The sequence below is a fragment of the Saccharospirillum salsuginis genome (assembly GCF_014651855.1).
In the GTDB taxonomy this organism is placed as follows: Bacteria; Pseudomonadota; Gammaproteobacteria; order Pseudomonadales; family Natronospirillaceae; genus Saccharospirillum; species Saccharospirillum salsuginis.
Genome location: NZ_BMXR01000022.1, coordinates 1 through 19436 on the forward strand (window position 1 = coordinate 1; position 19436 = coordinate 19436).

At 60.7% G+C, this 19436-nt stretch carries 16 protein-coding genes; 14 read left to right on the top strand and 2 right to left on the bottom strand.

Annotated elements, in window-relative coordinates:
* Positions 1 to 398 precede the first annotated feature (398 nt).
* The 5 genes from IE111_RS23875 to IE111_RS23895 all read left to right on the top strand — a co-directional run bounded on the left by IE111_RS23875 (position 399) and on the right by IE111_RS23895 (position 10089).
* Positions 399 to 1202 (top strand): class II glutamine amidotransferase, encoded by an 804-nt coding sequence (locus IE111_RS23875; RefSeq protein WP_189613702.1) that lies wholly within the window; start codon positions 399 to 401, stop codon positions 1200 to 1202.
* A gap of 97 nt (positions 1203 to 1299) precedes the next feature.
* Entirely contained in the window at positions 1300 to 2961 is a 1662-nt protein-coding gene (locus IE111_RS23880) for an AMP-binding protein (RefSeq protein ID WP_229805506.1), read from the top strand.
* A gap of 191 nt (positions 2962 to 3152) precedes the next feature.
* On the top strand, positions 3153 to 4811 hold the full coding sequence (locus tag IE111_RS23885) for an AMP-binding protein (RefSeq protein ID WP_189613704.1): 1659 nt from the start codon (positions 3153 to 3155) through the stop codon (positions 4809 to 4811).
* A gap of 243 nt (positions 4812 to 5054) precedes the next feature.
* Positions 5055 to 8963 carry an ATP-dependent RNA helicase HrpA gene (gene hrpA, locus IE111_RS23890; protein WP_189613705.1) on the top strand — a complete coding sequence of 1303 codons (3909 nt, stop codon included), beginning with the start codon at positions 5055 to 5057 and terminating at the stop codon, positions 8961 to 8963.
* A gap of 175 nt (positions 8964 to 9138) precedes the next feature.
* Complete coding sequence (locus IE111_RS23895; protein WP_189613707.1) at positions 9139 to 10089, top strand: alpha/beta fold hydrolase; 951 nt, start codon at positions 9139 to 9141, stop codon at positions 10087 to 10089.
* Between the two features lie 146 nt (positions 10090 to 10235).
* Here IE111_RS23895 and IE111_RS23900 read toward each other — a convergent pair whose 3' ends face one another.
* The gene (locus IE111_RS23900; protein ID WP_189613709.1) at positions 10236 to 10577 is read right to left on the bottom strand and encodes an EscU/YscU/HrcU family type III secretion system export apparatus switch protein; all 342 of its coding nucleotides are present in this window, start codon (positions 10575 to 10577) and stop codon (positions 10236 to 10238) included.
* On the bottom strand, positions 10574 to 12337 hold the full coding sequence (locus IE111_RS23905; protein WP_189613711.1) for a flagellar hook-length control protein FliK: 1764 nt from the start codon (positions 12335 to 12337) through the stop codon (positions 10574 to 10576). Before IE111_RS23905 ends, IE111_RS23900 begins: the two co-directional genes overlap by 4 nt.
* 133 nt (positions 12338 to 12470) lie before the next feature.
* Between IE111_RS23905 and ccmA the strand changes: the two genes are divergently transcribed.
* The 9 genes from ccmA to ccmI are packed head-to-tail and all read left to right on the top strand — an operon-like array spanning position 12471 to position 19359.
* The gene (gene ccmA / locus IE111_RS23910) at positions 12471 to 13100 is read left to right on the top strand and encodes a cytochrome c biogenesis heme-transporting ATPase CcmA (protein ID WP_189613713.1); all 630 of its coding nucleotides are present in this window, start codon (positions 12471 to 12473) and stop codon (positions 13098 to 13100) included.
* Entirely contained in the window at positions 13097 to 13774 is a 678-nt protein-coding gene (gene ccmB / locus IE111_RS23915) for a heme exporter protein CcmB (protein WP_373300976.1), read from the top strand. Before ccmA ends, ccmB begins: the two co-directional genes overlap by 4 nt.
* Before the next feature lie 38 nt (positions 13775 to 13812).
* A complete protein-coding gene (gene ccmC / locus IE111_RS23920) occupies positions 13813 to 14574 on the top strand; it encodes a heme ABC transporter permease CcmC (protein ID WP_189613715.1) in 762 nt (253 codons plus the stop codon).
* Positions 14571 to 14750 carry a heme exporter protein CcmD gene (gene ccmD / locus IE111_RS23925; RefSeq protein WP_229805507.1) on the top strand — a complete coding sequence of 60 codons (180 nt, stop codon included), beginning with the start codon at positions 14571 to 14573 and terminating at the stop codon, positions 14748 to 14750. Before ccmC ends, ccmD begins: the two co-directional genes overlap by 4 nt.
* Positions 14747 to 15190, top strand: a complete 444-nt coding sequence (gene ccmE / locus IE111_RS23930) for a cytochrome c maturation protein CcmE (protein WP_189613716.1) — start codon at positions 14747 to 14749, stop codon at positions 15188 to 15190. The genes ccmD and ccmE overlap by 4 nt, the downstream gene beginning before the upstream one ends.
* A gap of 21 nt (positions 15191 to 15211) precedes the next feature.
* Complete coding sequence (locus IE111_RS23935) at positions 15212 to 17164, top strand: heme lyase CcmF/NrfE family subunit (RefSeq protein ID WP_189613719.1); 1953 nt, start codon at positions 15212 to 15214, stop codon at positions 17162 to 17164.
* Positions 17161 to 17694: a DsbE family thiol:disulfide interchange protein gene (locus IE111_RS23940; RefSeq protein WP_189613720.1), complete on the top strand. Its 534-nt coding sequence runs from the start codon at positions 17161 to 17163 to the stop codon at positions 17692 to 17694. The genes IE111_RS23935 and IE111_RS23940 overlap by 4 nt, the downstream gene beginning before the upstream one ends.
* On the top strand, positions 17678 to 18154 hold the full coding sequence (locus IE111_RS23945) for a cytochrome c-type biogenesis protein (RefSeq protein WP_229805508.1): 477 nt from the start codon (positions 17678 to 17680) through the stop codon (positions 18152 to 18154). The genes IE111_RS23940 and IE111_RS23945 overlap by 17 nt, the downstream gene beginning before the upstream one ends.
* Positions 18151 to 19359, top strand: a complete 1209-nt coding sequence (gene ccmI / locus IE111_RS23950) for a c-type cytochrome biogenesis protein CcmI (RefSeq protein WP_189613722.1) — start codon at positions 18151 to 18153, stop codon at positions 19357 to 19359. The genes IE111_RS23945 and ccmI overlap by 4 nt, the downstream gene beginning before the upstream one ends.
* Positions 19360 to 19436: the final 77 nt, after the last annotated feature.

Below are 19436 nucleotides of genomic sequence, written 5' to 3' on the forward strand. Positions count from 1 at the left end.
ACGGCTTTGGCCGGTTTTGTAGCGGCGGGCAGGCACTGGAAAGCTCCTTTTGAATAGCAAGCCGTGATTTTAACCTTAAAGAAGGGATACTTTCACAGCCTCATGGCCCACCATTGGTTAACTGCCGATCCAAGCGACTGATGTCATTTGATGTTTAGCAGAATCCGTTGGCAGGGTGTCTCCCCTGGTGGGCCGTGCCCACCCTACGGAACTACGAGCCATGTATCTGGCATGGAGGCTAGCGCCGGGTGCCGGGGTGTCCCATGCAGGGATGTCCGAGGCATGGATGCCGAGGCCAAGCCCCCATGGACGGGTTGAGTGGGCGGCATACCGCGCGACCCTGCATGGGACACCCCGGCACACGGCGCGGGTTCAACTACAAACTCGGAACAACCACCATGTGTGAACTCCTGGGCATGAGCGCCAACGTCCCCACGGACATCTGCTTCAGCTTTACCGGCCTCGTCCAGCGCGGCGGTGCCACTGGTCCGCATAAGGACGGCTGGGGCATCGTCTTCTACGAGCAGGGCGGCGTGCGTGAATTCAAGGATTACCTGCCGAGCTCCGAATCCGCCATTGCCGGCTTTCTGCGCGACTACCCGATCAAAAGCCGCATCGTCGTCAGCCACATCCGCCAGGCCAACGTCGGCCGCATCGGCCTGGAAAACACCCACCCGTTTCAGCGCGAACTCTGGGGCCGGCCCTGGACCTACGCCCACAACGGTCAGCTCGACAACGCGGGCCGGTTGGAATGCGACCGATTCCAGCCGGTCGGAACCACCGACAGCGAGCGTGCCTTCTGCTGGTTGCTCAGTGAGATGCAACGGCACTTCGACGACGCGCCCTCACAACAGGCCTGGGCCAACTTCGTCTGCGAACGCTGCGTCGAGCTGAATCGGATGGGCGTCTTCAACCTGCTGCTGTCCGACGGCGACGCACTGCTGACCTTTTGCTCCACCAAACTCGCCTGGATCACCCGTCGGGCACCGTTCGGAACCGCCCATCTGTCCGACGAGGACATGAGTGTCGATTTCTCCGCCGTCACCACCGAGAAAGACATCGTCACCGTAATCGCCACCCGGCCGCTGACCGACAACGAGACCTGGCACATCATGCAGCCCGGTGAATGCCGGCTGTTCGTCGACGGCGAATCGCCCTGGGTGCGACAAACCCCGGCCGTGGTGCACAAATCCACCGATTGACCATTGTTTCAGCTGCCGACGGCTGCCAACATAACTGAGTCGACGCACCGCCACCGGCTGGGCGTTTTCCCTCTGGCCTGATGATCTCGGAGACCGCATGACCTTGAAAGCGTCCGTTCCGACCTCGCTCCCTCCGGCGGACAAGGATTCGGTGCTGGCCGTGCTTGAGCGCACCTGTAAAACCTTCCCCGACCGCTCGGCATTCACCAATCAGGGGGTGTCCCTGACTTACGCCGAGCTTGACCGGTTGAGTTCGGATCTGGCCGCCTATTTCCAGCACCGCACGCCACTGCAACCGGGCGATCGCATCGCCCTGATGCTGCCCAATTTGCTGCAATTCCCCATCGCACTCTTTGCCGCCCTCAAGGCCGGGCTGATCGTGGTGCCGACCAACCCTTTCTACAGCGAACGGGAACTGCGCCACCAACTCAGTGACAGCGGCGCACGCGCCATTGTGTATCTCGACATGCTCGGTGACCGGGTGGAAGCCGTGATCGGCGAGACCCAGCTGGAGATCCTGATCGAATCCTCGGTCGGCGACATGCACACCACCGGTCGGCGCGTGCTGATGAACGCCGTCGCCAAATACCTGAAGAAAAAGATTCCCACTTTCGAGCTGCCCCAGGCCATCCCGTTTCTGGATGCGGTGGAGCAGGGCTATGAATGCGTTATCGACCGGCTGGATCCCGAGCCCGACGATGTCGCCTTGTTGCAGTACACCATGGGCACCACCGGCGTCGCCAAGGGCGCCATGCTCAGCCACGCCAATCTGGTCGCCAATATGCGCCAGGTGCGCACCGTACTCGACGAGCGCGACGAACAGGGGTTGCCCTTGTTCGAGGAAGGCCGGCAACTGGTGATCGCACCGCTGCCGCTGTACCACATCTACGCCTTTACCGCGCATTGCCTGTGCATGATGGCTGTCGGCAATCACAGCGTTCTGATCACCGACCCGCGCGACACCGACCAATTGATCAAGGTGCTCAACCGGTATCGCTTCAATGGCATCGTCGGGTTGAACACCCTGTTTCAGAATCTGCTTGAACACCCAGGCTTCAACAAGGTCGATTTTCGCGACCTTCGGCTGACTTTGTCCGGTGGGGCGGCCCTGACGCGCACCGTGGCGGAACGCTGGGCGCGGGTCACCGGGTGCGAGGTCCTGGAGGCGTACGGCCTGACCGAGGCGTCACCGGCCGTGGCCATGAACCCCTTGGGACGAATCAAACGCGGCACCGTCGGCCGCGCGGTTCCGGACACCGAGGTGCGGATCCAGGACGAGGAGGGCGATGCCCTGGCTCCCGGCGAAGTCGGGGAATTGTGCGTGCGTGGCCCTCAGGTGTTCCAGGGATACTGGCACGCTCCCCAGGCCACAGCGGACAGTTTTACCCCGGATGGCTGGCTGAAGACCGGCGACCTGGCCTGGCGCGACGAGGACGGCTACATCAAGATCGTCGATCGCAAGCAGGACCTGATCCTGGTCTCCGGTTTCAATGTCTACCCGAACGAAATTGAAAACGTACTGCTCAACCACCCCGGCGTAGCCGCCTGCGCCGCCGTCGGCGTGCCCGACTCGCATTCCGGTGAAATCGTCAAGGCTTTCGTCGTCCGCCGCGACCCCGATGCCACCGAAGCCGAACTCGACGCCTGGTGCCGCAGCAACCTGGCGGGCTACAAGGTCCCGAAAATCATCGAATTCTGCGACGCGCTGCCGCTCACCCCGGTCGGAAAAATCCTCCGCCGCGAATTGCGAGGTCAGTAGGTTGGGTTAGCGCGACAGCGCGTAACCCAACACCTCACTTGCCAAAAAATCACGAAAGAGTTGAATTCAGGTTGGAAAACAAGGGACAATCCGCCCCACGCAAGTAAAACAAACGTTTGAATGAGAGGCCGAAGCCGTCGGGTTCTGCCCCAGAGCGCACCGGTCTCGACAATAATAATGAAGGAGTGCGCATGACAGACGCCTACAAGCACACCCAGTATCCGGCCGGTATGAAAGCCACCATCGATCCGGAATCCTACGACACCGTTCTGGATCTGTTCGACGAGAAAACCCGGCAATTCGCCGACAAACCGGCCTATACCTGCATGGGCCACACCCTAACCTACGGGGATCTGGACCGTCTGTCGGCCAATTTCGCCGCTTACCTGCAAAACAACACCGATCTGCAACCGGGCGACCGTATCGCGGTGCAACTGCCGAACATCCTGCAATACCCAATCGCCGTGTTCGGGGCCCTGCGCGCCGGTTTGACCGTGGTCAACACCAACCCGCTCTATACCGAACGCGAGCTCGAGCACCAGATGAACGACTCCGGTGCCAAGGCGCTGGTGGTCTACGCCGGTATGGCCGCCCAGGCGATCAAGGTGCAGCCGAAAACCCCGGTCAAGCACATCCTGGTCACCGAAATCGCCGACATGCACCCGACCCTGAAGCGGGTCCTGATCAACACCGTGGTTAAGCGCGTCAAGAAGATGGTGCCGGCTTACGACGCCAGCCGCGTCGGCTCCTTCCGCCAGGCTCTGAGCCAGGGTTCGCGTCATCAGTACAAGCGCACCCCGGCCGGTCACGACGAGACCATCATCCTGCAATACACCGGCGGTACCACGGGTGTGGCCAAGGGCGCGATGCTGACCAATCGCAATCTGGTCGCCAACATGCTGCAGTGTTACGAATTCTTCGGGCTGGCCCTGAAGGACGGCCAGGAAACGGTCATCGCACCGCTGCCGCTGTATCACATCTACGCCTTCACCGTGCATTGCATGACGCTCATGCTGACCGGCAACCACAACATCCTGATCCCGAACCCGCGTGACATTCCGGGCTTTGTGAAGGAGTTGAACGCCCACCGGTTCACCGGGTTCGTGGGTCTGAACACCCTGTTCGTCGGCCTGATGAACAACGAAGACTTCAAGAACGTCGATTTCAGCCAACTGAAGCTGACCATTTCCGGTGGCATGGCCCTGACCCTCGCCGCCGCCAAGCGCTGGGAAGAAACCACCGGCTGCAAGATCTCCGAAGGCTACGGCATGACCGAGTCCTCCCCGGTAATCTCCTTCAACCCCAACGGTTACCAGCAGCTCGGCACTATCGGCATCCCCGCGCCGAGTACCGAAGTGCGCATCTGCGACGACGACGGCAATCTCCAGGGCTTCAACGAGCCGGGTGAACTGCAGGTACGCGGCCCACAGGTCATGAAGGGGTACTGGAACCGCCCGGACGACACGGCCAAAACCATCGATAAGGATGGCTTCCTGAAGACCGGTGACATCGCGGTGTTGCAGGAAGACGGCTACCTGAAAATCGTCGACCGCAAGAAGGACATGATTGTCGTCTCCGGCTTCAACGTCTATCCGAACGAAATCGAGGATGTCCTGACCCAGCACCCGAAAGTACTGGAATGCGCGGCGATCGGCGTACCGAGTGAGAAAACCGGCGAGGCCGTGAAAGTCTTTGTCGTCGCCAAAGAACCGGTCGAAGAGAAAGAGCTGGTGGATTTCTGCCGCGAGAACCTGACACCGTACAAGGTACCGAAGCAGTTCGAGTTCCGTGATGAATTGCCGAAGACTAATGTTGGCAAGGTTCTTCGCAGAGAACTGCGTGAGAGCTAAATACCAAGAGGGTAGTTCTTGCCACCGTCAGTGAGCGGTGGGTGCCAGGGGGACTCTCTCGGGGATGTGCGAGGCATGGATGCCGAGGTCAAGCCCCCATGGACGGGTTGAGTGGGCGGCATACCGCGCGACCCCGAGAGAGTTCGCCTGGCAGCCATCGCGGATTCCTGCCTGGATAGGGACCTATGATCCCCTTTGTAACCCCCCTATAATGCCCGTCCTTTGTCAGTAATCAGACGGTACATGAGTCAATCCCCAACCCTCACCGACATCCTCGATCAACTGCATCTTTGCCTGGTCCGTGATCGCCACTACCTGCGTCAGCGTTGCCGGAAATGGCAGCAGCTGGAGCAGCAGGGTAAATCCGCGGAAAAACTCGCCAAGGCTGTTCGTTCGGTGTTCGAACGGTCGCGTGCCGGGTTTGATGCGAGAACGCAGAGCTTGCCCGCAATCCGGTTGAATGAAGAGTTGCCGGTCAGTGAGCGGGCCGATGACATCCTGGCGGCGATTCAGGAACACCAGGTGGTGGTGATCGCCGGGGAAACTGGCTCGGGTAAAACCACGCAATTGCCCAAGTTGTGCCTTGAAGCGGGACTGGGCCGGGCCGGGGTGATCGGGCATACGCAGCCGCGGCGCCTGGCGGCGCGGTCGGTGGCGAGCCGGATCGCCGAGGAACTGAATGTTCAGTTGGGCGGGGCTGTGGGTTATCAGGTTCGGTTCACCGATTCGTCCAGCGAGAATACGCTGGTCAAGCTGATGACGGACGGGATTTTGCTGAACGAGATTCAGCACGATCCGTTTCTGAACAAGTACGACGCCATCATCATCGATGAGGCGCACGAACGCAGTCTGAACATCGATTTTCTGTTGGGCTATCTGAAGCAGCTGTTGTCGCGACGGCCCGACCTGAAGCTGATCATCACGTCGGCGACCATCGATGTGGAACGGTTTTCCGAGCATTTTGGCGAGGCGCCGGTGATCGAGGTGTCGGGGCGCAGCCATCCGGTGGATGTGTTGTACCGGCCGATGAGTCCAGAGGAGGACGATTACTCGGCGGATCTGCCCGGCGCCGTGCTCGATGCGGTGCAGGAGATCGAACGGCTGGAAGCGGCCGGTGAGACGCATGGCCGGGGCGGGGATGTGCTGGTGTTCCTGCCAGGCGAGCGTGAGATTCGCGAGACGTTCAATACGCTGAAGCCTGCGCAACTGCATCATACCGAACTGTTGCCGCTCTACGCCCGGTTGAGTGCCAGCGAGCAACAACGAATTTTCGCTTCGCACAGCGGCCGGCGCATTGTGTTGTCGACCAATGTGGCGGAGACCTCGCTGACGGTCCCGGGCATTCATTACGTGGTGGACAGCGGGCTGGTCCGGATCAGCCGCTATTCCTATCGCTCCAAAGTGCAGCGATTGCCGATCGAGCCGATATCCCAGGCTTCGGCGAACCAACGCGCCGGTCGGTGCGGCCGGATCGCGCCCGGGCTGTGCATCCGGCTGTATGACGAGGAGGAGTTCCAGCAGCGACCGGAGTTCACCGATCCGGAGATCCTGCGCACCAATCTGGCGTCGGTTATCCTGCAGATGCTGCACATGCGGCTCGGTCATATCGAGGATTTCCCGTTTCTGGAACCGCCGGACCGGCGGATGATCCGCGACGGTTACACCTTGCTGAACGAATTGGCGGCGGTGAACGATCAGGGCAAATTGACGCCACTGGGTAAGCAGCTGGCCCGTTTGCCGGTGGACCCGCGCATCGGCCGCATGGTGATCGAAGGGCAACAGCAGAAGGCGTTGAGCGAAATCCTGGTGATCGCCAGTGCCCTGTCCATTCCCGATCCGCGTGAGCGCCCGCAGGACAAACAACAGGCCGCTGCCGAAAAACACGCCCAGGACAAAGACAAGGATTCGGATTTCCTCGCCTTCTGGAATCTCTGGCAACGCTATGAAGAACAGCGCCAGGCGTTGAGCCAGAATCAGCTGCGCAAGTTCTGTAAAACCCAGTTCCTCAATTATTTACGCATGCGCGAATGGCGGGACATCCACCGTCAACTGCATCTGCTGTGCAAGGATTTGGGCTATGGCCTGAACGAGGAGCCGGCCGGTTTCGAACGCGTTCACAAGGCGCTGGCCTCAGGACTGCTGAGCCAGATCGCCGCCTTCAAGGAAGACCGTATTTACACGGCCGCGCGCGGTCGCCAGTGCCGGATTCACCCGTCGTCCGCGCTGGCGAAAAAAGGTCCCAAATGGCTTATGGCCGCCGAGTTGGTGGAAACCACCCAGTTGTTCGCCCGCACCGTGGCGAAGATAGAGCCGCGCTGGCTGGAACCGCTGGCGTTGCATCTGGTCAAACGTCAGTACACCGACCCGCATTGGGAGAAGAAGCGCGGTCAGGTCGTCGCCAAGGAAACATTGACTCTCTATGGCTTGCCGATCGTCAGTCAGCGTCCGGTGCACTTCGGTAAGATCAATCCGGAACAGGCACGCGAAATCTTCATCCGTGCCGCGCTGGTCGAAGGTGAGTTCCAGACCCAGGCGCCGTTTTTCGAGAAGAACCGGTCGCTGTTGAACGAAGTCACCGGGCTGGAAGACAAGGCCCGGCGCCGCGACATCCTGGTCGACGACGAGACCCTGTTCGCCTTCTATGACGAACGCATTCCCGAAGACATCGTCAACAGCGCCGGTTTTCATGCCTGGTTGAAAAACCAGCCCGAGGACTGGCTGGAACTGACCCCGGATAAACTGATGCAGCATGCGGCCGAGGCCGTTACCGAACAACAGTATCCGGACCATCTGACCATTAACCGGATGAAGCTGCCGCTGTCCTACCGGTTCGAGCCCACCCATGAGGCCGATGGCGTCACCCTGACGGTACCGGCCGGCGCTCTGGCGCAGTTGCCCGAAGGCCGGTTGGACTGGCTGGTGCCGGGTATGCTGCGCGACAAAATTATCGCGTTGATCAAGTCGTTGCCCAAGGCCTACCGCCGCAATTTCGTGCCGGTGCCGGACTTTGCCGACGCCTTGATGAACGGCCTGGAAATCAGCGATGTGCCGCTGTATAAGGCCATCGGCGAAAAACTGTTCCGCATGACCGGGGTGCGGGTACCGGAGGCCGAGTGGCAGCCGGAGAAGTTGGAGCCGCATCACCGAATTCGTTTCCGCGTTGTGGATGAAGCCGGCAAGACCATCGCCACAGGGCGCGATCTGGAAGCCCTGAAACAACCGGCCAATGCCAGCGCGGCCAAGAGCCAGGCCCATCCCAAAACGCCGAAAAAGGACAAGGGTCCGCGCCATATGACCGATTGGGACTGCGGTGACCTGCCCGACGTGGAGCACCACATGCAGGCCGGTATCCAGGTCGAGATGTATCCGGCCCTGGTCGATAAGGTCAACGCCGTGGCGATCGAGTCGTTCACGCAGCGCCCCTGGGCGGATGCCCAGCACACCGAAGGCTTGCTGCGCCTGGCGGGTTTCCGGTTGGCCGACACCCTCGACTATCTGGGTAAACGGCTGCCGGCGTTCAAGGAATCCGCGCTATTGTTCGCCCCGTACGGCAAGGCTGATCCATTGCGTCAGGATATTCTTTGGGCCGCCTTGCGCGCCGCCCTGGTCAGGCCGGATCAGCCGCTGCCACGCACGCGACAGGCATTCGACGCCTGGGTCGACGCCGGTCGGGGGCATCTGGTGGAAGAGGGCGAACGCATCGCCCGGGAAGTGCATGACATCCTGTCCCGTCATCACAAAGTCCGCAAGCAATTGAAAGGCAAGGTATCGTTCGCCGTGGCGTTTATCTATTCGGACATCGCCGCCCAGCTGGACCATCTGGTGTATCCTGGCTTTGTCAGCGCCACGCCGGACGAATGGCGCGCGGAGATCCCGCGTTACATCGACGCGGCGGACAAACGCATCAACCGCAGTGGCGGCGTCCCCGCGCGTGAGAACCTGTTGGTGGATGAATTGAACGAATTCTGGCAACGTTACGAAACCAAGCGAAAAGCACTGCGCGAACAGCAGCGCCTGAGTCAGGCGCTGACCGACTTTCGCTGGTACCTGGAAGAATATCGCGTCTCGCTGTTCGCCCAGACGCTCGGCACCAAGGTGACGATTTCCAATAAGCGTCTGGAAAAACAATGGCAGACCGTACTGGCCGAGTAATTTGAGTTCTGTGTTCAAACCTTTTTCTCCCTCTCCCTTTGGGAGAGGGGCGGGGAGAGGGTGAATAAAACAAACCGAGACCCGACATGAAACAACAGTCAAGTAGGTTGGATTAGGCCGAAGGCCGTAATCCAACAAAAATTACCGGCCCCAACGTCCAACCGAGACCGAAGCCATGAAGCAACAGATCCACGAAGAACGCCTCAAAGTCCCCACTGTTCAGGGCGGCCACCTCTTCGTACGCCAGCTTGCCCCCGAAAATCCACAGGGCATCGTCCTGCTGGTTCATGGTCTCGGCAACCGGGGTGATCTTTTCCTGCACGAAGGCCACGGCCTCGCCAACTTCCTGTCCGAAATGGGCTTCGCCTGCCTGGTGCCGGATCTGATCGGCCATGGCCAAAGCTGGCCGAAGCGCAGCCGTCGGATGACACACGGCATCGAGGATATCGTTACCGAAGACTTGCCGCGCCTGGCCACCGAAGCCCGCCGATTGGCCAAAGGCAAACCGGTCTTCCTGATCGGTCAGGGGTTCGGCGGCGTCCTGCTCGCTTCCGCCTATACCCGCATCCCCGCCATGCGCCCGGACGTCGCCGGCATGGTTCACTTCGGCACCCGACGCAGCGCCAAGCTGGGTGGCGTGGCGCACAGCCCGACCCTGGCTGTTCTGCGACGCCGGATACTGCCGTTCATCGGACAGATCAAAGGTGAGATTCCATTGAACTGGCTGCGCCAATCGCTCGATGCCGAAACCATTACCCTGTACCGGGAATACCTCGACTGGAGCGAATCCGACTGGGTCGGCCGGAACGAAGACGCTCTGTTCGACTACACGACCGCCGCGCAATCCCTCGACTGGCCCGCCAGCCTGTACTTCGCCCGCCGCAACGGCGGCTACGACGACCATCCGGCCGATGTGCGGGAATTCATGCGCGAAATCGGCACGCACAACGCGCGACTGATGGTGCTGGGAAAACGGGATGGCAACCTGCGAAATTATTCACCTTTGTCGATGCTGCAGCACGACGACGCCTGGGTGGATCATTTTCCGGTGGTGCTGGACTGGATGACCGAACGAGTGCGGCAAATTGAACCGGAAGGTAAGGTGCGGCACTTGGTCTCCGTGTGACGGTAGGGCAGAAGAGGCGAAGCCGTTATCTGCCGATGTTTGAATTCAGTGTCACGGAGTACTCTTTGGCTGATGATCCTAAACACGGCAGATAACGCCCTTTGGGCCCGATGTGTCGGACCACTTCTGCCCTACAAACCCGATCCTTACCCCAGATCCGGCTTGCCGTACGCATCGCGAACGCGTTGATAAGCCGATTTTGTCGCCGACGGCGAAAATCCCTCCGGAACCCGATCCCGCAGAAAAAACGAAAACGCCAATATCCGCGCGACCCAATCGTACAGATCCGGCGGGATTTCCTGGCCGGTGTTCAACTGATTGAGAATGTGCACCAGGTCTTCATCCTGATACACCGGCACGTCGTTTTCCCGAGCCAGTTTCAATATTTCCTCCGCCTGTTCGTTCACCCCCAATGCCGAGACGATTGGCGTGCGTTTGCCGGTGTAGGTGAGGGCGGCGGCTTTCGGTTCCTGGTCTTTATCGGTCATGTTCTGACATCCACCAACGGTTTAAATTCGTCCGGGTTCGGCGTGGTCTTTTTCTTCGGCATGCCGTGTCGGGTGTGCAGCCGTCGCTCGCCCAGTCCTTCGGTCCATTCCTCCAGCGTATCCAGGTGGCGGTTGAGGAAGGTGAGGGTGTTCTGGTCTTCGGACCAGAAAGTGACGTCCGTCTGACCGGGTTCCCAGACCAGGTCCGCGCACAGCGGAGCGAGCGGGTCCAGCTCGAAGAACAGCCGGAAGCGCCAGAGGCGTTTGCCTTTGCTGGCCTCGTCCTTGTCCGATGCGTCTTTGCGGCGTTCCTGCCACCATTCCATATTCATCCAGGCCGACGGGCCGAGCCAGATCAGTGGGATGCTCAATTGCTGGATTTGGGGTGTATCCGGTTGATTGAAGGTGCTTAGCGCCTGTTGGATGGCATTGTTCTGCGTCTTGCCTTGAAAGGCATCCAGCAGGTTGCGCAATTGCAGCAAGGGCTGCATGTCTTCCGTTGTGGAGCGTCCGGCCGCCGCTTGAGCCTGACCGGTCGCGGAAGGCGTCGGGTAGGCGTCGGCCTGGGTGTTCAGAATCTGCTGGGCACGCTGGGCCAGGCTTTGTTGCAGGCTGGCCGGGTGCTGGCTGATGCGGTCGTTGAGCAGATTGATCCACTGCGCCAGCCGGATCTCGATCGGAACGCGACCGGTCTGTCCGTCGGTGGAGGGCAGGGGCGCCCATTGAGTCGTTTGGCCGGAAGCCGGCGCGGCCGGTGTCAGCGTGGGCAGGGGCGGGGCGGCCGGCGGCTGCAAGGCTGTCGGGGCGGACTGCAAAGGCTGCGATGCGAGCGCCTGCATGACCTCTTTGATCACGGGAACCACTTGAACCGGGCTGCCAATGGCTTGCAACGGTACGGGGCGACCGGCGGGAACCGCGGATGGCGTATTCGCCGGGTTCGCCGCCGGTGGTGATGTGGTTGTGGCTGCTGTTGGTAACAGCGCAGCGAGAGAGGGGCGATTGGAAGCCGGTTGTGTCGCTTGAATCAAGGCACTCAAGGGGCGTTGTAACCCGATTACGGGATCGGGCGGTCTCACCGGGCCTGTTTGCTGCGGCACGGTCGTGGACGTTGCCGGCGTCTGGGTACCGCCGACCGATGCGACTGAACCGGCTCCAGGGCGACTCCAGCCCGCCTCTGGGGGGATCGGGGGCAGGGGAGAGCGGCCCACCGCCTGTGGCATGGGCAGGAATTCCTGCATCCATTGCGCGACCGCGCGGGTGGTCAGCGGTGGTGTCTGGTTCAGCCACTGCACCAGGGGGCGCAACGCCGGCTGCTCGGCGGCGAGCTGTGTCAGGGCCTGGGTGTTGGGGACGGTCGGCAGTTGCGTGGCCTGAACCCGGGGCAGGGTATGGGCCTGCCAGAAGCTCAGCGACGCCTGGATCATCCGGTTCAGTTGCTGGGGTTCGGGGTTCGGCAAGACCCGGATCTCGTTGCCCCGGGCGGCTTCGACCAGCAGGACCGTACCCGGTTCGAACGGTCGGTCGCTGCGGGCTCGCACCCATTGGTTGTTCAACTGCAATAATACTTCGAACAGCGGTTTTTCCCGGGTGCCGAGGTTGGCCTGTTCGACCACCACGGCAATGGCGGGCGATGACTGCCGCAGTTGCTCCAGCGCCTGGCTGGGCAGCTGCACGATGCCATCCCCGCCCCGATGTAGCGGGCGGGTGGCGAGCGTGCTGTCCAGAGGGCGCCGGATGGCGTCACCACGATCAATAGCCATACAGGTTTCCGGGTTGGTTGCTGTAAAGGTTTCCAAAAGTGTAGCGGCCTGAAGCGGTCTCTCTGTAGTCCACTGGTCCAATTCTGTGACCGCACCCGGTATAATCGCGCGACATTTTCACACTGGGAAGGCCATGTCCGCTGTTTTGACGGCTGACCGTCTGTACTGCGAACGGGACGAACGGGTTCTGTTCGAGGCGCTCTCCTTTCAATTGGATCAGGGCGACATCCTGCACCTCAAGGGGCCGAACGGTTCCGGAAAGACGACACTGCTGAGGCGTTTGGTGGGCCTCAGTCATGTCGTGGAAGGCGAGGTTCGCTGGTTTCCGGAGGACACCGAAACATCGGTCGAACCCAATGAAAAGATTTGGTATATCGCCCATAGGCCGGCGGTCACGTTGTTACAATCGCCGCTTGAAAATTTGCGCTACGGGTTGGCGTTACACGGCCATCAGGTCCCGTCCGAACATCTTTGGCAGGCGCTGGCCCAGGTCGGGTTGCGCGGCTTCGAGGACATCCCGAGTCACCAGTTATCCGCCGGGCAACAGCGTCGCGTCGCCCTGGCCCGTTTGTTTGTGTCGGTACCTGCGGTCAAGGCCTGGGTGCTCGATGAACCGCTGACCGCACTGGACGTGCAGGCAGTCGACCTGTTGAAGGATCGTATCCGGGCGTTCGCCTCGGACGGGGGCTGCGTCATTATGACCAGTCACCACGGCATCGAAGGGGACCAGGTGCGAGGTTTGACGCTGGGAGTTCCGGCATGACGATGACCGCCATTCTCGCTCGCGTTTTGCGCCGCGAACTGCAATTGGCTTATCGCCGTCGGGCGGACCTGGTCAACCCGCTGTTGTTCTTTTTAATCGTGGTCACCCTGTTTCCGATTGGCGTTACGCCGGATCTGGACAAGCTCGCGGAGATGGCCGCCGGTGTATTGTGGGTCGCCGCTCTGCTGGCGAATCTGCTCTCGCTGGATTTGCTGTTTCGCAGCGACTTCGAAGACGGCTCTCTGGAGCAGTTGCTGTTGGCCTCCACGCCGCCCACGCTGCTGGTGCTGTGCAAGGTCATCGCGCATTGGCTGGTGACCGGGCTGCCGCTGACGCTGCTGTCGCCGGTGTTGTCGGTGATGTTGGCGTTACCGGCCGGAGCCGTACCGTTGTTGATGCTGACTCTGGCACTCGGCACGCTGACGCTCAGTCTGATCGGGGGGGTCGGTGCCGCTTTAACGGTGGGCTTGCGAAAGGGCGGTCTGCTCTTGACGGTCCTGATCATGCCGATGTTCGTTCCGGTGATTATTTTCGGAACGGCGGCGGTTCAGGCGGCGGGTGACGGCCTGCCCTGGGCCGGGCAGTTGGCATTGCTGGCGGCCATGGCGCTCGGCGCTTTGGTGCTCACACCGCTGGCAACCGTGGCGGCGCTGCGGATCGCCGTCGGAGATTGAATTCATACGCCGGGCTGGCCCGGTCGGAGTTGTGTTGAATGTGGCAAACGCTGGTGCGTTGGTTCCATAAGTGGACCTCCCCAAAGTGGTTTTACACCCTGAGCAAACCCTTGAGTTTCTGGTTGGGTTGGGCGGCCACCCTTTTGCTGGTCACGGCATTGGTTTGGGGCCTGATGTTCGCTCCCATCGAGCGTCTGCAGGGCAACAGCTACCGCATCATCTTTCTGCACGTACCCGCCGCGTTTCTTTCCCAGGCGATTTACGCCGCCATTGCGGTTATGGGCCTGATTGGTCTGGTCTGGCGCATCAAACTCTCTTTCTACGCCGCCAAACAATGCATTCCCGTCGGCATCAGCATGGCAGTACTGGCGCTTGCCACCGGAGCCATCTGGGGCAAGCCGACCTGGGGCACCTGGTGGGAGTGGGACGCGCGACTGACGTCCATGCTGGTTCTGCTGCTGTTATACCTGGGGCTGTGGGCGCTGCACAACGCCATGGAACGCCCCGAAAGCGGCGATCGTGCAGCCGCGATACTGGCGCTGGTCGGTGTGGTCAACCTGCCGATCATCAAGTTCTCGGTCGAGTGGTGGAATACGCTGCACCAGCCGGCCACGCTGAAAATCACCGAGCCTCCGCCCATGCATCCGATGATGCTGACGCCCTTGTTGCTGTCCATCCTTGGCTTTTTTCTCGCCACGGCGGCCTGGGTGCTGATCCGTACCCGTCTGGAAATTCTCGAGCGCGAACGCAAGGCCAATTGGGCGCGGGAGGAACTGAATCAAATGGGGAAGGTCGAATGATGGGGTATTTCGACAGCCTGGCGGATTTTATCGCCATGGGCGGTCACGGTCTGTACGTCTGGTTGTCCTATGCCCTGGGCGCCGGTGTCTTCCTGTTTAATCTGCTCAGCCCGCGCCTGATTCGCAAGCGGCTGGTCACCGAACACAAACGTCGTCTGCGTCGGGAGCAAGCATGAATCCAAAACGTAAACAACGCCTGATGTTGGCCTTGCTGGGAACCTTCGGCATCGCCGCGGCTGTTCTGCTGGTGCTGTTTGCCCTCGGTCAGAACATGAATTTCTTCTATTCACCGTCCGATATCGCGCGCGGTGAAGCACCGCTGGATCGTCAGATTCGCGCCGGCGGTATGGTGAAGGAAGGCAGTGTCAGTCGTAATGCCGATTCGCTGAAAGTCTCCTTCGTGGTAACCGATTACGCCGAGGAAGTGCCGGTGGAATTCGAAGGCATTCTGCCGGACCTGTTTCGGGAAGGAGACGGCGTCGTGGCTGTCGGCCGTTTGAGCGAGTCCGGCACCATCGTTGCCAGCGAGATCCTCGCCAAGCACGACGAAACCTACATGCCCCCGGAAATCACCGACGCGCTGGAGCGTGCCGGTCAGGATTCCGGCGGCTACTGATTCTTTCAATCGAGACGCTATATGCTACCCGAATACGGACAATTTGCGCTGATCCTGGCCCTGCTGTTATCGGTCGCCCTGGCCTCACTGCCGTTGGCGGGTGTCGTCACCGGACACAACGGCCTACAGAAATCCGCATCCGCCCTGACCTGGGGAATGTTTTTCTTTCTGCTGACCGGGTTCGGCATTTTGATGGCCAGTTTCCTGGCCGACGATTTTTCGGTGCGCATTGTCTCGGAAAACTCCAACAGCCAGTTGCCCTGGTATTACAAGGCTTCGGCCACCTGGGGTAACCATGAAGGCTCCATGCTGCTCTGGGTGCTGATGCTCGGCGGCTGGGCGGCGGCTGTCAGCGTATTTGCCCGCTCGCTGTCACAGGAACTGAAAAGCACCGTGCTGTCGGTGATGGGCATCATCGCCCTGGCGTTTCTGTTGTTTTTGCTGGTGACGTCCAATCCGTTCGACCGATTGCTGCCTATTCCCCCCTCCGACGGCAATGACCTTAATCCGTTGTTGCAGGATGTCGGCCTAATTTTGCACCCGCCATTGCTCTATATGGGCTACGTCGGTTTCTCGGTAGCCTTCGCCTTCGCCATCGCCGCACTGATCACCGGTCGCTTCGACGCCGGCTGGGCGCGCTGGGCCCGGCCCTGGACCAATGTCGCCTGGTCGTTCCTGACGCTCGGCATCGCATTGGGCAGTTGGTGGGCCTATTACGAACTCGGCTGGGGCGGCTGGTGGTTCTGGGATCCGGTCGAAAACGCCTCCTTCATGCCCTGGCTGGTCGGTACGGCATTGATCCATTCCCAGGCCGTGACCGAGAAACGCAACCTGTTCAAATCGTGGACCTTGCTGCTGGCCATTATGGCGTTTTCGTTCAGTCTGTTGGGTACCTTCCTGGTACGCAGTGGTGTCCTGACCAGTGTCCACGCCTTCGCGACCGACCCGGAGCGAGGCGTCTTCATTCTCTTTATTTTGTTGTTCACAGTCGGCGGTTCCTTGCTGCTCTATGCTTTGCGCGCGTCGGACATCCGGGTCGCGGGCGAATACCGGTTGCTCTCCCGCGAAGCGTCACTGTTGGCCAACAACATCATTCTTGTGGTCATCGCATTCATGGTGCTCCTGGGTACTTTGCTGCCTCTGTTGTTCGATGCGTTCGGCTGGCGAAAACTGTCGGTTGGGGCGCCGTACTTCAACATGATGTTCAATTTCCTGATGGTGTTTCTGCTGGCGCTGCTCGGCGTCGGACAACTGATGCGCTGGAAACGGCAACGCCCGGCGGACCTGCGTACCCAGTTGAAAATCGGCATCCCGGTCGCGGCCGTCGCGGCGCTGATCTTGCCGTTGATCGTAGCACGCAGTTTTCACTGGCAAGTCTGGCTGGGCCTGGCCATGGCGTTCTGGCTGATGGCCGGGCTGGTACGCCTGCTGATCGACCGGACCCGCAACGCGAGTAACCCCTGGCGAGCCTTGCGCAAGGCCGGTGGTGGTTTCTGGGGCATGTGGCTGGCGCATTTCGGGGTCGTACTGGCCGTACTCGGCGTGGTGCTGGTGTCGAACTACGATGTCGAACGGGATTTCCGCATGGCGCCCGGCGAGCAGGTCGAGATGGGGCGTTATACCTTTGAATTCGACGGCACCAATGTCGTTCGCGGGCCGAACTACCAGTCCGATTTCGGCGTTGTCCGAGTGTCGGTAGGTGACCGCGCCGTGGCCGAGCTGAACCCCGAAAAACGCTTTTACAACGTTCAGCGCAATACAATGACTGAAGCCGGCATCGACGCCGGACTGTTCCGGGATCTGTATGTCTCCCTGGCCGAGCCGCTGGATGAGGAGCGACAGGCCTGGGCCCTGCGCCTGCAAGTCAAACCCTTTATCCGCTGGATGTGGCTCGGGGCCATCTTCATGGCGCTGGGCGGGTTCGTCGCCTTGCTGGATCGCCGTTATCGCAGTCGTCGCGGAGGTGAAGCATGAACAAACGCTGGGTCCTGTTTTTACCGGCAATCGCCGTCTTTGGACTGCTTGGACTGTTCGGCTATGTTTTCTGGAAAGACGTCGATGTGCGGGAAATACCCTCGGCGCGGGAAGGCAAACCAATGCCCGAATTCCGCCTGACCGCGGTAAACGACCCTCAGACCGTATTGACCCGCGGCAGCCTCGATGGTGAACCTTACCTGATGAATTTCTGGGCGACATGGTGCCCGTCCTGTAAGTTCGAGCATCCGTATCTCAACTCGCTCGCCAGTGAAGGTGTGCGCATCATCGGCGTTAACTACAAGGACGAGCGCGATCTGGCGCTGGACTGGTTGGCGGACTACGCCAACCCGTACGAAATCGACATTTACGATCCAAACGGCGACCTGGGCTTCGAACTCGGCGTCACCGGCGCACCGGAAACCTTTTTCGTCGACTCCAGCGGCGTCATCCAACACCGTTATCAGGGGCCGATCGACTCAGCCGTCTGGGACAACAAATTGAAGGCTATTTATGATGCGATGGAATAAACCCCTCGCCACTGTACTGTGTCTTGCGCTTTTCGTCGGTTTCGCCTGGGCCGCCGAGGAAAGTCTGTATTTCGATAACGAAGAGCTGCGTGAGCGGTATCAGACACTGACCTTCCAGTTGCGCTGCCCCAAGTGTCAAAACCAGAACATCGCCGGCTCGAACGCCCCCATCGCCGAAGACATGCGCGACAAGACCTACGAACTGCTGCACCTCGGCTACAGCAACGACGAGATCGTCGACTACATGGTCGACCGCTATACCGAATTCGTCATCTACAAACCGCGCGTTACCCTGGGCACCGTCTGGTTGTGGCTGGCCCCCGTGCTCGGCATCGTCATCGGGGCCGCCCTCATTCTGTGGCTCTCGCGCCGGTCCCGGCAAACCAGCCAGGCCCCGTTGAGCGATGAAGAGCGCGCTAGAATTCAAGCCATCCTGGACAAGGATTCCGAATCCTCATGACCGTATTCATTCTTATGGTGCTGGCCGCTTGGTTCTTTGTTTTCCTCGCCATCCGCACCAGTCACGTCGCCTCCGGGCGCGACTCCATCGACGAGGCGATCGCCATTCACAAAGAGCGATTGGCGTCCCTGGAGACCCAGCATCGCAACGGCGAACTGGATCCGGAAGACTACCGTCAGTTCCGCGACGAGACCGAGCGCGCCCTGCTCGAAGACACTCGCAAGCAGGGCGAGGCCAAGCAATACAAACCCATGCCCTGGTCCATCGCCATCGTGATCCTGGTGATGGTCGGCGGCGCCTCCTTTTGGCTCTATCAGAGCTGGGGAGCCTCCGACGCCGTTGAAGTCCGCCGCAGCTTCATCGAACTCGCCTCCGCCGAGCAACCGACTGAAGCCCAGCTTAAAGAGACCCTGACCGGCTACAAAAAACTGCTCGAAGACCACCCGGAAGACCTCGAAGGGTGGTTCCGACTCGCCAACATGCAAATGGAACTCGGCCAGTACGTCGACGCCCAGCCCAGCCTCGAGCGCGTGCTGACGCTGCTGCGCACCGGTCAGCGCAGCGCCGAAGACGAAGCCACTGTCCTTGCCTACCTCGGGCAGTCGCTCTGGGCGCAACAGCAAAACCAGGCTGCCCTCGACCGGTTCGAAGAAGCCCTCGAATTCAACGCCCAGCACACCCTCGCACTCGGCTTCGCCGGGCGCCTCAGCTACGAACTCGGCAACTATCGCGACTCCATCGACTACTGGAGCCGACTCAAACGCCTCGCCGGCGAGCAGGCCGACACCCGTGTCATCGACGAGTTTATTAACCGCTCCCAGGCCGCCCTGGCCGAACAGGGCATCGACTACGAAGCCGCCACCGGCCCCGAAGTCAGCGTTCAGGTCAGCCTGCCCACCGCCTGGGAAGGCCTGCCCGACACGGCGGCTCTGTTCGTCTACGCCCGCCCACCGGGCGGTCGCATGCCCCTGGCCGTAAAACGCCTTCCCGTCAACGCGCAGCAAAATACCATCGTCCTCACCGACGCCGATGCCATGGGCGGAATGGGTGGTTTGACCGGCCAGGCTGAAGTCGAACTCACCGCCCGCGTCTCCTTCCAGGGTACGGCGGAGCGCTCGCCCGGCGATTGGGTCGCCGAACCGGTGGTGGTGGATTTGGCGGAAAACGACAGCCCATCGGTATCGCTTCAGGTGGAGCAGCCCTAAAGCTGATACTAACTGATGCCTTGGTTCACTACCGGTACGGTGGCTGGGGGCATTGGAAGGCCGTGGCCCGCAGGTAT